Origin of the sequence: Alteromonas sp. Mac1 (genome assembly GCF_001562125.1) — a bacterium.
In the GTDB taxonomy this organism is placed as follows: Bacteria; Pseudomonadota; Gammaproteobacteria; order Enterobacterales; family Alteromonadaceae; genus Alteromonas; species Alteromonas stellipolaris.
In genome coordinates, this window is the sequence record NZ_CP013932.1 from 1,981,245 (window position 1) to 1,993,770 (window position 12,526).

The window sequence follows — 12,526 nt, forward strand, 5'->3', positions numbered from 1 at the left end:
TACGAGAATACAATGACCTTCAACTTAGCCACAATTAAAATTAAAAACCTGAGATTGAGAACTTATATTGGTATTAATGAAGATGAAATCATCAATAAACAAGACGTTATCGTCAATGTAAAAATTGATTACGATGCCCAAAGAGCGACAGACAGCGACAATATGGAAGACGCGTTGAACTATAAAGTAATTACCAAGGCCATTATAAAGCTGGTAGAGGATAACCGATTTTCATTGCTCGAAAAACTCACTGCCGACGTATTAAGTTTAGCTGCTGAACATTCATCAGTACGTTACGCCGAAGTAGAGGTTGATAAGCCTCATGCACTGCGATTTTCTGATTCGGTGTCGCTAACGCTTTCGTGTAATAAAACCGGTTGAGCGTGGTTCAGGACCTTTAATAAGCACTTATATAAGCATTTTTGCTAACTCTCTTATAGGCATATTGTATGAAAATTTTAATGACAGGCGGCACTGGTCTCATCGGTAGCGCGTTTATTGAAAAATATATAAACGAGCATCAGTTTACTGTCATAACCAGAGCACCCGAAAAAGCTAAGCGACAATTGGGAGACGATGTGGCTTTTGTTTCAGGGGTGAGTGACATTGATGATATTGGAATTTTTGATGCCATCATCAATTTAGCTGGCGAACCCATTGCCGACAAACGTTGGACAGACACTCAAAAGCAAAGAATCTGCGATAGCCGGTGGGATATTACCTCTAAAATTGTGGCAAAAATTAATAGTGCGGGCACTCCACCACCAGTATTTATCTCTGGTTCGGCCATCGGTTTTTACGGCAGTAAAGGCAGTGTTGATGTAACCGAACAAACGCCCCCCCACGAAGAGTTCACCCACGACCTTTGTGCTAAATGGGAGGCTATTGCTACCTCAGTAGCTCGCAACGAAACGCGTGTATGTACGCTTAGAACCGGTGTAGTGTTAGCTAAAAATGGCGGGGCATTGGATAAAATGGCACTGCCCTTCAAACTAGGCTTAGGTGGTAAAATAGGCAGTGGCGATCAGTATTTATCATGGATCCACATTGATGACATGGTATCGGCTATTGCATACCTGCTTGAGCATGATAGTTGCCATGGACCGTTTAATCTTACAGCTCCATCACCATCTACGAATGAAGATTTCTCGCAGACATTAGCGGCAACGCTTTCACGACCGTGTTTGTTTACCGTACCGAGCTTCGTGATGAAGATAGCTATGGGTGAATCTTCTGACATGATATTAAAAGGCCAAAAAGTGCTACCTGAAAAGCTCGTTACCTCAGGCTACACATTTACTTACCCCACTTTACAAGGTGCGCTAGAAGCAATTTATAAGTAGTGAAGCTTACTCCCACTGAGTAGGACACACACTCGAGCTAATAGCGAACAGCTAAGAACAGCTAGGACAGACACTTATAATGAACTTGAATTTATCCAATTTGAATTAAAACAGGATTGAACACAAACTTGAATTCAAGTGAAATTAGAAATTGGACACACACTCGAATTTAGGTGTGTGTCCAACATTTTGTAGGTTGGCTTGCAAAACCATTTCAAGCGAGATAGAACACTCACTTGAGTGACTGTCCGATTCACTTACATTTTAAAACGGCCTTTCCTAACTCTCGTTAGCTAAACAGCCGCTAAACCATCTTTCTCAGCAGTGCTGATGTATTTAACGTAAGCAAACGCCAGCATCCAATTGCCCCTAACGCGCCTACCACAATCGCACCAACAATCGGCGCAATAACCCAGTACTCAAAGTGTAGACTTGCGGTCATTTGGAACACATTGGTTTGCAGCATATACAAGCTAAGCTCATTGGCGAGCGCTGCCATGAAACCTGCAACCACACCGATGATTAGAAACTCAAACACCACGCTTTTGCGAATTAAACTGCCTTTTGCCCCAAGCGTTCTTAAAATTGCCAACTCTTGTCGTCTTTCATCCATGCTGGCTTGAACTTGGGCAATTAACACTAAACTGCCTGCCACAAGTACCAAGACTAAGATAAATTCAATGGCCACCGACACTTGATTAACAATATCTCTTAGCTGGTTAATTCGCGCATCAACGTCAAACATAGTGATAGACGCAAATGGCTTTAACAACGTGGTTAGTTGTGATTTCTGTGCTTCGGGTAAATAGAAGCTGGTAATGTAAGTGGGATTGAACGACGCCATAGCCTCAGGTTGAATAACAAAGAAAAAGTTAGGCTGCATAGTTTGCCAGTTCACTTTTCTAAAACTTGTTACCTTGGTTATAACAATTTCACTTCCCACATTGAACGTCAGCATATCGCCTAATTCAATGCCAAGTCGCTCCCCTACATCGGTTTCGACTGAAACGGCGAATACGTCCTCTTCTAATGCATCAGTGTTATCCCCATGCCATGTACCACTGATAATTTCATTCTCTTTTTGTAACGAATTACTCCACGTTAAATTCGCTTCACGTCCAAGTCCTTGTCTCCCTTCAGTATTCGAATCGTCCTCTTTAGACACTTCAGTATTTACACTGTCATCATTCACTGCAACGAAGCGCCCTCGTATTACAGGGTAAAACTCTTCGATGGTGATTCCGTTTGATTTGAAGTGTGTGTCCAATTCTGTTTTTTGATCACCAGTTATATTAATCAAAAAGTAATTAGGTGTGCCTTCAGGTAATTGAGAACGCCACTGCGACACCATATCGTTGCGCATAACCAATACCACAAGTAACAACATAATAGTGACTGAGAAACTAATCAGCTGAACACTATTTTCCATTGAACGGCGCTTAATTCGCGCCCATGCAAGCTGCCAAGGGCCCATTTTACCTGAGCCGAATTTGCGTCCCGCTGCAATCAGCAAAAAGGTTGCGCCTAGCAAACCTGCAACTAAAACCACACCAGAGCCAAACAAAATAAGACTTATCATCAAATCTTGGCTATAAATCCACATCAGTAGAAAAATAGCGCCACCCGATGCCACGTATTGGATAGTTCTAGAACGCAAATTGGTACTTAAATCACGGCGAAGCACCCGCAGAGGAGGAATTGAAAACAACTGCATCAATGGGTAAAGCGAGAACAACAATGAGCATGTAGCCCCTGTGAAAACTGCAATTAGTACTGGCCGCCAGTGCCAAATAGTTAACGCCACATCAACTTGTTCAGCAACTAACCACACCACAATTTGCTGACCAATGAAACCCATTATTAATCCAATAATAATGCCTAGCCCAGTGATAAATAGAATTTGAAGAAGATAGATTCGGCGAATGACCTGCTTTGTCGCTCCGAGTGTTTTCATGATAGCCACGGGGTCGAAATGGCGTTGGCTATAGCGCTGAGCTGCCACCGCAATGGAAACCGCAGCAAGCACTATGGCAAGTAAACTCGCTAATAAAAAATAGCGCTCAGCACTGGCTACCGAACGGCCAATGGCTGATTCGTCATCTTCAACTGTACGCCAGTTATGTAAATCATCGTTCAAACTAGGAGTTAGCCAGTCGTAAAAAGTGCTAATAGCACTACTTTCACCTTCGAAATAGCCCACGTAACGTGCCCGGCTACCTGGCCCGGTTATGGCCGTTGCATCCAAATCGGACAGTCTAATAAGGGCGATGGGGTCTGTGTTAAAAACACTGAACCCTGCATCAGGAATATCAACCAACACTTTGGTTACCGTGAATTCAGCATCACCAATTTCAATGCTGTCTCCTAAGCTTAGCTTCAGCGTTTGAAACAACAAAGACTGCAGCCACACTTCGCCTGGCTTGGGCAAATCTCTTGCCGCTTCTTTCTGTCCAAAAGGCACATCAGTAGTATTAACCGTGCCCTTTAGTGGATAATTTTCATTAACAGCCCGAAGGTCTACCAGAGACATTTCGTCACGGTGAAACACCATCGACCGAGTAGTCACCTGCTTTGCCGTGTTAAGCCCTCCATCACGAGCATGCTGTAACCAAGCCTCATCAATGGGGGTATCAGAGCGTAACTGTGCATCAGCTGCTATAAATGCCGCTGAGCGCTCTTTTAAGGCACCTTGCAACCGCTCACTAAATAACGACAATGATAATACCGCTCCTACCGACAACACAATTGCCAATAGAATGATGGTTAACTCTCCGCGCTTCGCCTCATGACGAAACAATCGCCATGCCAAGGTCGATGTCGTACTCATTTATAGGGCCTCCATTTATACGGCCTCTGTACGCTTTATCGCCGATAAGACAGTAGACTCAGTCAATTCGCCCGCTTGCATGGTTAACTGCCTATCACACTTATCGGCAAGCTTGTTGTCGTGGGTAACCAGCACTAATGTTGTGCCCTTCTCTCGGTTCAGCGCAAAAAGAAGGTCTTCTACTTTATGGCTGTTTGTTGCATCCAAGTTTCCAGTCGGCTCATCAGCAAATAGAATTTTAGGAGAAGTGATAAAAGCCCGCGCAATAGCAACACGTTGCTGTTCACCACCTGAAAGTTGATTTGGGTAATGACTCGCGCGATGACCAATGCCTACTTGCTCAAGGATCTTAGTTGCCATCTGCTTAGGATTGTCTAAGCCTGCGATTTCAGCCGGCAGCATTACATTTTCAATGGCCGTTAAACTTTGCACTAACATAAAGCTCTGAAAAATAAAGCCTACTTTTTGACCCCGCAACACAGCGCGAGCCTCTTCATCCATAGTATGTAATGGTTCGCCATCTAGATGAATTTCTCCTTGGGAGACCTCATCTAAGCCGGCCAATAGTCCTAATAGAGTAGATTTTCCTGAACCTGACGCACCGATAATGGCAACGGACTCACCAGACTTGACTTCAAAAGATATAGGATGAAGGATCTCAAGCGTACCTTCGCTCGTAGTTACAGACTTAGTTACTTTGGATGTTTTAATCATATAGGGGTCATCAATTCGTGATTTATCGTTTTCGCAGCGCCGTTTTGTTCACACTGCTTTTATTTATACCGTTATCTGCATTATCAGATCAGACCGATACAACCGTCCCTAATAATTCAGCTAAATTATTGATTCTAGGTGACAGCCTATCTGCTGCATACGGGTTAGATCAACAAGAAGGTTGGGTGAGTTTGTTACAAAAACGCTGGCGTGACGAGAATATATCGATCGACATTGTAAATGCTGCGGTAAGCGGTGAGACCACAGATGGCGGTTTAGCTAGGCTTCCAAGGTTAATTGAACAACATACACCAAGTCACATTTTAGTAGAACTTGGTGGTAACGATGGCCTTCAAGGGCACAGCATCAGTAAGATTAGGGACAATTTGAGCGCAATTGTTAGGATAGCAAAATCAGACAATACCGTTGTTTTTGTGCAAGACATGCAAATACCCACTAATTACGGCAAGCGCTATACACAAATGTTTAGCGACACTTTTGAGACTGTCTCAGAGCAACATGAAGTTACAAAAATTCCTTTTTTTCTTGAGGACATAGCACTTCAGAAAGACTTAATGCAACGTGATGGTATTCATCCGAACGCTGAAGCACAACCAATGATTGTAGATTTTATGTTCGAAAAATTGACACCTTTAATCATAAACAAGCGTTAACCTGTGCTATGCTTTTAACCTTATATGTTAAACGCTAAACAAATAACAGCTTAATTTGGAGATTGTTATGGACGTTTCATCATCAACGTCAACACCAGTATCGAATGTACTTCAGTCGCCACAACAAGAACCTCAGCGACAGGTTCAACAACGTGCTAGCCAGCAAACTGAAGTAAGTGCGCCCCAGCAAACGCAAGAAGCGGCACCTGCCACAGACAGTCGAGTTGGCTCACGTATAGATACCTACGTTTAGTCATAAAACCCGCCCTAAGCACAGTAGTTTATTAACGCATTTCCAGCATAATTATTTCCGAATCACTCGGAGATATGGAAATGCCGCTACCTCGATACAAGCAAGTCAATTTAGATGTCACACCTTATTATCATTGCACATCACGTTGTGTGCGACAGTCCTTCCTCTGTGGCGTTGATGCCAGCACAGGCAAAAACTACAACCACCGCAGACAGTGGATTGTAGACAGGTTACATAAGCTCACGAAAACCTTTGCCATTGACCTTTGTGCTTATGCCGTAATGCACAATCACACTCATATTGTGGTTCATATCGCAAAGGCGAGAGCTGAACATTGGAGCATGGATGAAGTGTTACTTCGCTGGAAAAATTTTTACCGTTGCCCTTCAGTAGTCCAACGTTATCTTGATGAAGAGACCAGAAGTTCATTATCTGAAGTAGAGCTTCAAAAAGCTGAAGAATTAAGTGAGATTTACCGTCATCGCTTGTATAGCGTAAGTTGGTTCATGCGGCTATTAAATGAGTTTATTGCTCGAAAAGCGAATAAAGAAGATGAGTGTTCAGGCTACTTTTGGGAGCGCCGATTCAAAAGCCAAGCGATATTGTCTGAAAATGCGCTTGCAGCAACCATGGCCTATACCGATTTAAATCCCATCCGGGCCGATATAGCCAAAACTCCAGAGCAGTCCCACTTCACCAGCATTCAGTACAGAATTAATGCTTTGAAAGTAAACAAAGTGCCTGCTCGGCTTATGCCATTTAATGATCAAGTTCCAGTTAATGAAAGCAGCCTGCCCTTCAATTTAACCGATTACTTAGTACTGGTTGATGAAACCGGTCGCGTTATGCGCTCAGATAAGAAAGGTGCTATTCCCAAAAAAATTAAGCCTATCTTAGACAGGCTTAAGGTTTCTGGTAAATCTTGGATTACCCTTTCAACCAAACTAGAAAGGAAATTCGCAGGCCCTATCGGCTCTGCAGAGCGAATTTGCGTGTATGCCTCTGCATGCGAATATGGCAGAAAGCCAAACATTGCAAATGCCAGAAGATACCTTCAATAGGCTTTCAACGTTAAATTCATAACGCGAAATCAACAAGAAACGAAGCTAATATACTTTAATAGCCTAGTGAGAAGCTTGTCTGGCTAACACATCCACAATTTCTTGTGATTTTGATAAGCGCCGGATGTCGTTAAACAACAATTCTGCTTCAGGATATTGCCTTTTTAAATAGCCACACCACTGCTTTATACGATTAGGGTAGTACTTACCCTTATCACCGTAAATTTCATAGCCTGAATAGCGAATAAGCAATGCGGCCACATCTTCCCATGCCATAGGTGGTTCGTCATTTCGAATACACCTTGCTAAGTTTGGCATGGCAAGCGCTCCCCTACCCACCATTAAGTTAGTGCAAGCTGATTGCTCTTGGCAACGCTGGGCTTCTTCTGCATTCCAAATTTCGCCATTTGCCACTAGTGGAATATTAGTGCTTTGCTTTATTTTAGCAATCCATTCCCAGTAGGCTGGCGGCTTATAACCTTCCGTTTTTGTTCTAGCGTGTACGACTAGTTCAGACGCGCCCGCTTCCGTGATGGCGATAGCATTTTCTACAGCAAGCGATTTATCTTCAAAGCCCAAGCGGATTTTTGCTGATACAGGTTGTGAGGCGGGTACCGCATCGCGAACGGCTTTTACGATGTCGTATAAAGCCTGGGTTTCTTTTAAAAGGACCGCACCGCCTTTGCTTTTATTAACAGTTTTTGCAGGGCAGCCAAAATTTAAATCTACCCCTGGCGATCCCAAATCAACCGCAGTATAAGCATTTTCTGCCAACCACTCTGGGTGCTGCCCTAATAGTTGGACACGCACTGGTACGCCATTAGGAGTTTTGCCGCCATTATGTAGCTCGGGGCATAGCTTGTAGAAGGTTTTATTGGGAAGTTTTTGATCCACTACTCTTACGAATTCAGTTACACACTGATCGAACCCACCTACATGGGTAAGCATATCTCGCATTAAATGGTCGACAACACCTTCCATAGGTGCCAGCATGATTTTCATAACTAAATTTCGCTAAAACTGAGTGGTTAAAATGGGCGCGAGAGTGTAGCAAAGTGCGGGTTATATGACCATGCTATTTAAGTTTCGAGAGGAAATTGTGTAATTAGAGCGGCTGTCCTAGCCTTTGTTTGAGTGACTGTCCGAAATCTAACTTGAGTGACTGTCCGAAACCTAACTTGGTTTGAGTGACTGTCCGAAATCTAACTTGAGTGACTGTCCGAAACCTAACTTGGAGTGACTGTCCACCCCTTACTTGAGTGTGTGTCCAACCCTAACTTGAGTGTGTGTCCAACTTTTGGGTTTGTAAGCGGATGAGGACATTTTGTTTTTGCTGTGTGCTATAGCTCGACCAACTAGTGATTTCTTTAATGGTGCGCTTACAACCGGTGCATACATCATCGGCGTCTAGCTTACAGTTGGCAATACAAGGTGACACTATACTCACTAATACTTGGCCCTAAGAGTTTGATTTTCTGATGCAGTATTTTTAGCAATAAGAGAGGCATGTAGCATAGCATCAATCACTTTTTGCGTAGGCTCTTTGGCAGTCCACATACAGACATGCACACCGAACTTCGCATTCAAGAACGCGTCGAACTGGGTTTTATCTTCATAATCACCCTTCACCAATTGTTGTTTATAGCCATCATAAATTAATGCAGAAAATGTAAACACGTAAGCCTCCTCATCGAGAAGGCTCAAATATACACCTAGACGTCTAAACATTCAAACATCTAAACGTCTATTTTATATATTCCAATGCTGCGGTGATCACAGCCACTTGGGCAGCATTACAATTTTCAGCCGTGGCATTAGCGCTATCAGGATAAACTTCTGTTGTGGTTACAAACTCTGCGTCTGTCATGCCACCACAAAGATACAATGCTTTTTTGTCGTAACAAATTACACCTTCAGACAATAAGTCAGCACCTATAATTTTGCCGCTATCATCAGCAAGCGCAATATGAGTTACCTGCTTAACTGCATCGATAATAGCTTCCTGAAATGGTTTTTGTGGATTAGTGGTATTCGCCACTAAATAAAACCCATCAGGAATATTCCAATTATCGTGAGTCGTTGCATCTCGTGCTGCTAATGCAGGCCTAAACTCACTGTTATCGGTATCGGTGGTTTCATGTAAATCGACATGCAATGTAAATGGTAAGTTCAACGATTCAACGAATGCCATTAGCTGCGCTGATTCCGGCGCTGGAGAATTAGGATAAAATGAACGATTAGGATCTAACGCATACTGATCCCAACGGTTAATCGTCTCATAACCCCAAGGGCTAACACATGGAACAACAATGATGGTGAAGTCTTCTGCATACTCACTTAGCTTGGTATTGATAAACTGAAGCGCGCCCTGCACCCCACTGGTTTCATACCCATGTACACCGCCGGTAACTAGCACCGCTGGCTTGGCTGCGTCGATATTTTTAGGGATTACGGCATACAACGGGTATCGAGACTCATCGTAAGGCAACGCGCCATACTGCTTTAATTCAAACCCTTCAGGAATGCTGCCTAACTGTTTTAGTACTTCATCGCTGTATGAACGCTTTATAGTTTGGCGCTGTTTCCACTCTTCTTTCTCTTCTTCACCCCAAGGTTGTCCTGGCGTGCCGATAGGATAATTTTGCATAAATAACCTCTTTGTTAACACGGCTATATTATCAAGACGGTATTGGTTTGTATGTGGAATATCGATAAGAGCGGGAGGAATTAAGGTGTAGAAACGAAAAAGCCAACCCGAAGGTTGGCTTAACGATATGGCGTCCCCAAGGGGATTCGAACCCCTGTTACCGCCGTGAAAGGGCGGTGTCCTAGGCCTCTAGACGATGGGGACAAAAAATTTTCTTTCAAAAGCTATGCTTTTGAGATTTTTTGTAAGGTGAAGCGAGCTCTGCGAGCTGAGCGACATTATCCTTACAATCAATCAATTTCTGTAAGGAGAGGTGAGCTCCGCGAACCGAACGACCTTATAACCTTACAAAAACAAATTTTTGTCGCTGATAGTAACTTTTCAATTACTACCGGCCTAATTCACAGTTACGGACTGTGACACCGGAAAATGGCGTCCCCAAGGGGATTCGAACCCCTGTTACCGCCGTGAAAGGGCGGTGTCCTAGGCCTCTAGACGAGGTGAGCTCTGCGAACCGAACGACCTTGCCTTACAGAAGTACTAAACTTTTGTCACTGGTAATTTCAAAGATTACCGGCCTAACTTAACTCAAAAGCTATGCTTTTGAGATTTTTTGTAAGGTGAAGCGAGCTCTGCGAGCTGAGCGACATTATCCTTACAAAAAATAAATTTTGCCCGAAGGTTAAACCTTCAGCCTAAACTACAATATAAACTTGTAGTTAGATTTGGTGGAGCCAGGCGGGATCGAACCGCCGACCTCCTGCATGCCATGCAGGCGCTCTCCCAGCTGAGCTATGGCCCCGTTGTGTCATAGTCACTATTGTGTGACTGTTCCGTGACAGCGGGGCGCATTCTAGGCATCCACCCCATTTATGTCAACGGTTTTTTTATGAATTTTCTCTGTTTGCTATAAAAGTAAGCGCTTTGTCGATTCTCTCGCCAACTTTCTCTTTTGAAAGCAAATTAAGGGTTACATCTAAAGACGGAGAATTACCACTTCCGGTGGTAGCAACACGCAGTGGCATCCCTACTTTACCCATTCCCACTTCTAACTCTTCAGCTGTTGTATTGATTGCAGCCTGAATATTTTCCGGCTCCCACGCCTCAATAGCCATCAACTTCTCTTTTACCAGCTCTAGCGGCCCACGCGCTACTGGGCGTAAATGCTTTTTAGCAGCATTGGCATCAAAGTCTTCATAATCTTGATAGAAGTAAGTAGAGATTTCAGCGAGCTCTTTTAACGTTTTTACTCTGTCAGCTTGAATAGCAATAACAGATTCAAGGGCAGGCCCAGTTGTTAAGTCTACTTCTAACCCATCAAAGTGCCATTTTAAGTGTCCAGCAACTTCACTGGCTGGCAAACTTTTGATGTAGTGCTGGTTCAACCAAATCAATTTTTCAGTATTAAATGCAGAAGCTGACTGACCAATCGCGTCTAAACTGAATAACTCAATCATTTCATCAAGGGTAAAAATCTCTTGGTCACCATGTGACCACCCTAGCCTTACTAAATAATTCAATACCGCTTGAGGCAAGAAACCATCATCACGATATTGCATAACACTAACTGCACCATGACGTTTCGATAACTTTTTACCGTCATCACCTAAAATCATAGATACATGAGCATATTCTGGTACAGGCGCGCCTAACGCTTGTAGAATGTTAATTTGACGGGGCGTATTATTAATATGGTCTTCACCACGAACAACATGGGTGATGCCCATATCCCAATCGTCTACTACAACGCAAAAGTTGTAAGTTGGTGTACCGTCGGTGCGCTGAATGATTAAGTCATCCAACTCACTGTTGTTAATTTCGATTTTACCGCGCACGTGATCGGTAATAACAACCGTGCCCTCTAATGGGGTTTTAAAACGAATGACAAAAGGTTCGCCTTCTGGGTGATCGGTACGATCTCGCCATGTGCCAGGGTAACGAGGTTTTTCGCCACGTTCTTTCTGGGCTTCACGAATAGCATCCAACTCTTCAGCGCTCATAAAGCACTTATATGCTTTACCTTCATCTAATAGTTGTTGGATTAGGTCTTTATATCTGTCGAAACGATCGGTTTGATAGATAGGGCCAGTGTCCCAAGTCAAACCTAGCCACTGCATGCCATCTAAAATGGCTTGCTTAGCTTCTTCAGTGGAACGTTCAATATCTGTATCTTCAATCCGAAGTACAAATTCGCCGCCATTATTTTTGGCAAGTAGCCAAGAATATAAAGCGGTGCGTGCGCCACCTACGTGAAGGTAGCCAGTAGGGCTTGGTGCAAATCGTGTTACAACCGACATGATAAAAACTCTCTATCTTTATTAGATTGTGAAATTGCGCGCATTCTACCAGTCTCCGCTTCACGACAAAAGCAGCACGATGCATTTGCTTAGCATATTAGATACCAATAGAAATTTACATTTATGCTTTACTGACGTCGTGTTTATTAGCATGGCCTCATTTAAAGCTTACAATTCCATCAATTTAGATAAAAAGCGGCCAAAATGTTCACTTTTCAGGCATACAGTCATTTTTCTTTCATTTTATTATTGACAGTATGAGAACCGACTCTATAATACCGCCCCACTTGCTTAGGCAAGATAATAAACAAGACGGACGCTTAGCTCAGTTGGGAGAGCATCGCCCTTACAAGGCGAGGGTCACTGGTTCAAGCCCAGTAGCGTCCACCACTCTTGTGAGTGTTTAGACAATGTCACTGGTTCAATAACTTCGTTACGAGCCACAGCAGCGTCCACCACTCTTGTTTATTAGAAAAAGTATTCGGACGCTTAGCTCAGTTGGGAGAGCATCGCCCTTACAAGGCGAGGGTCACTGGTTCAAGCCCAGTAGCGTCCACCACTTTTTTGAAAAACTTCGATATGCCGGACGCTTAGCTCAGTTGGGAGAGCATCGCCCTTACAAGGCGAGGGTCACTGGTTCAAGCCCAGTAGCGTCCACCACTTCCTTTTTTTAAAATTCATTATAAACACGACACGACAACCACTGGTTC

12 protein-coding genes and 5 tRNA genes are annotated in these 12,526 nt (G+C 43.5%); 8 read left to right on the plus strand and 9 right to left on the minus strand.

Going from position 1 to position 12,526, the window contains the following annotated elements:
- Positions 1 to 12 precede the first annotated feature (12 nt).
- Positions 13 to 381: a dihydroneopterin triphosphate 2'-epimerase gene (gene folX, locus AV939_RS08370; RefSeq protein ID WP_057792815.1), complete on the plus strand. Its 369-nt coding sequence runs from the start codon at positions 13 to 15 to the stop codon at positions 379 to 381.
- A 68-nt stretch (positions 382 to 449) separates the two neighbouring features.
- Positions 450 to 1,343, plus strand: coding sequence for a TIGR01777 family oxidoreductase (locus tag AV939_RS08375; protein WP_057792817.1), 894 nt, complete (start codon positions 450 to 452; stop codon positions 1,341 to 1,343).
- 304 nt (positions 1,344 to 1,647) lie between these two features.
- On the opposite strand, the gene AV939_RS08380 is transcribed toward AV939_RS08375, so the two are convergent.
- Positions 1,648 to 4,170, minus strand: a complete 2,523-nt coding sequence (locus AV939_RS08380) for an ABC transporter permease (protein WP_057792819.1) — start codon at positions 4,168 to 4,170, stop codon at positions 1,648 to 1,650.
- Positions 4,171 to 4,185: 15 nt separating this feature from the next.
- On the minus strand, positions 4,186 to 4,884 hold the full coding sequence (locus AV939_RS08385) for an ABC transporter ATP-binding protein (RefSeq protein WP_057792821.1): 699 nt from the start codon (positions 4,882 to 4,884) through the stop codon (positions 4,186 to 4,188).
- Positions 4,885 to 4,901: 17 nt separating this feature from the next.
- Between AV939_RS08385 and AV939_RS08390 the strand changes: the two genes are divergently transcribed.
- The 3 genes from AV939_RS08390 to AV939_RS08400 all read left to right on the plus strand — a co-directional run bounded on the left by AV939_RS08390 (position 4,902) and on the right by AV939_RS08400 (position 6,872).
- Positions 4,902 to 5,558, plus strand: a complete 657-nt coding sequence (locus tag AV939_RS08390) for an arylesterase (protein ID WP_057792824.1) — start codon at positions 4,902 to 4,904, stop codon at positions 5,556 to 5,558.
- 67 nt (positions 5,559 to 5,625) lie between these two features.
- On the plus strand, positions 5,626 to 5,811 hold the full coding sequence (locus AV939_RS08395) for a hypothetical protein (protein WP_057792825.1): 186 nt from the start codon (positions 5,626 to 5,628) through the stop codon (positions 5,809 to 5,811).
- A gap of 80 nt (positions 5,812 to 5,891) precedes the next feature.
- Complete coding sequence (locus tag AV939_RS08400) at positions 5,892 to 6,872, plus strand: transposase (protein WP_057796250.1); 981 nt, start codon at positions 5,892 to 5,894, stop codon at positions 6,870 to 6,872.
- Positions 6,873 to 6,935: 63 nt separating this feature from the next.
- Here AV939_RS08400 and dusC read toward each other — a convergent pair whose 3' ends face one another.
- From dusC to gltX, 7 genes are all read right to left on the minus strand, one after another.
- On the minus strand, positions 6,936 to 7,874 hold the full coding sequence (dusC, locus tag AV939_RS08405) for a tRNA dihydrouridine(16) synthase DusC (protein WP_057792827.1): 939 nt from the start codon (positions 7,872 to 7,874) through the stop codon (positions 6,936 to 6,938).
- Positions 7,875 to 8,145: 271 nt separating this feature from the next.
- Complete coding sequence (locus tag AV939_RS20010; RefSeq protein WP_082604944.1) at positions 8,146 to 8,319, minus strand: DUF1289 domain-containing protein; 174 nt, start codon at positions 8,317 to 8,319, stop codon at positions 8,146 to 8,148.
- Positions 8,319 to 8,549, minus strand: coding sequence for a hypothetical protein (locus AV939_RS08410; RefSeq protein WP_057792830.1), 231 nt, complete (start codon positions 8,547 to 8,549; stop codon positions 8,319 to 8,321). Before AV939_RS08410 ends, AV939_RS20010 begins: the two co-directional genes overlap by 1 nt.
- 67 nt (positions 8,550 to 8,616) lie before the next feature.
- Positions 8,617 to 9,519, minus strand: a complete 903-nt coding sequence (locus tag AV939_RS08415; protein ID WP_057796252.1) for a M14 family metallopeptidase — start codon at positions 9,517 to 9,519, stop codon at positions 8,617 to 8,619.
- A 128-nt stretch (positions 9,520 to 9,647) separates the two neighbouring features.
- Positions 9,648 to 9,723 (minus strand) — tRNA-Glu (locus tag AV939_RS08420).
- Positions 9,724 to 10,245: 522 nt separating this feature from the next.
- Positions 10,246 to 10,321, minus strand: a tRNA-Ala gene (locus AV939_RS08430).
- A gap of 85 nt (positions 10,322 to 10,406) precedes the next feature.
- Positions 10,407 to 11,816, minus strand: a complete 1,410-nt coding sequence (gene gltX / locus AV939_RS08435) for a glutamate--tRNA ligase (protein ID WP_057792831.1) — start codon at positions 11,814 to 11,816, stop codon at positions 10,407 to 10,409.
- A 314-nt stretch (positions 11,817 to 12,130) separates the two neighbouring features.
- Here gltX and AV939_RS08440 point away from each other — a divergent pair.
- From AV939_RS08440 to AV939_RS08450, 3 genes are all read left to right on the plus strand, one after another.
- Positions 12,131 to 12,206: transfer RNA gene (locus AV939_RS08440), tRNA-Val, on the plus strand.
- A 93-nt stretch (positions 12,207 to 12,299) separates the two neighbouring features.
- Positions 12,300 to 12,375, plus strand: a tRNA-Val gene (locus tag AV939_RS08445).
- Positions 12,376 to 12,400: 25 nt separating this feature from the next.
- A tRNA-Val gene (locus tag AV939_RS08450) sits at positions 12,401 to 12,476 on the plus strand.
- Positions 12,477 to 12,526 lie beyond the last annotated feature (50 nt).

What these genes read in the sequence shown, in the direction of transcription:
- folX (WP_057792815.1), top strand. Translation starts at nt 13, where the DNA reads ATGACCTTCAACTTAGCCACAATTAAAATTAAAAACCTGAGATTGAGA.
- AV939_RS08375 (WP_057792817.1), top strand. Translation starts at nt 450, where the DNA reads ATGAAAATTTTAATGACAGGCGGCACTGGTCTCATCGGTAGCGCGTTT.
- AV939_RS08380 (WP_057792819.1), bottom strand. Translation starts at nt 4,170, where the DNA reads ATGAGTACGACATCGACCTTGGCATGGCGATTGTTTCGTCATGAGGCG.
- AV939_RS08385 (WP_057792821.1), bottom strand. Translation starts at nt 4,884, where the DNA reads ATGATTAAAACATCCAAAGTAACTAAGTCTGTAACTACGAGCGAAGGT.
- AV939_RS08395 (WP_057792825.1), top strand. Translation starts at nt 5,626, where the DNA reads ATGGACGTTTCATCATCAACGTCAACACCAGTATCGAATGTACTTCAG.
- AV939_RS08400 (WP_057796250.1), top strand. Translation starts at nt 5,892, where the DNA reads ATGCCGCTACCTCGATACAAGCAAGTCAATTTAGATGTCACACCTTAT.
- dusC (WP_057792827.1), bottom strand. Translation starts at nt 7,874, where the DNA reads ATGAAAATCATGCTGGCACCTATGGAAGGTGTTGTCGACCATTTAATG.
- AV939_RS08415 (WP_057796252.1), bottom strand. Translation starts at nt 9,519, where the DNA reads ATGCAAAATTATCCTATCGGCACGCCAGGACAACCTTGGGGTGAAGAA.
- gltX (WP_057792831.1), bottom strand. Translation starts at nt 11,816, where the DNA reads ATGTCGGTTGTAACACGATTTGCACCAAGCCCTACTGGCTACCTTCAC.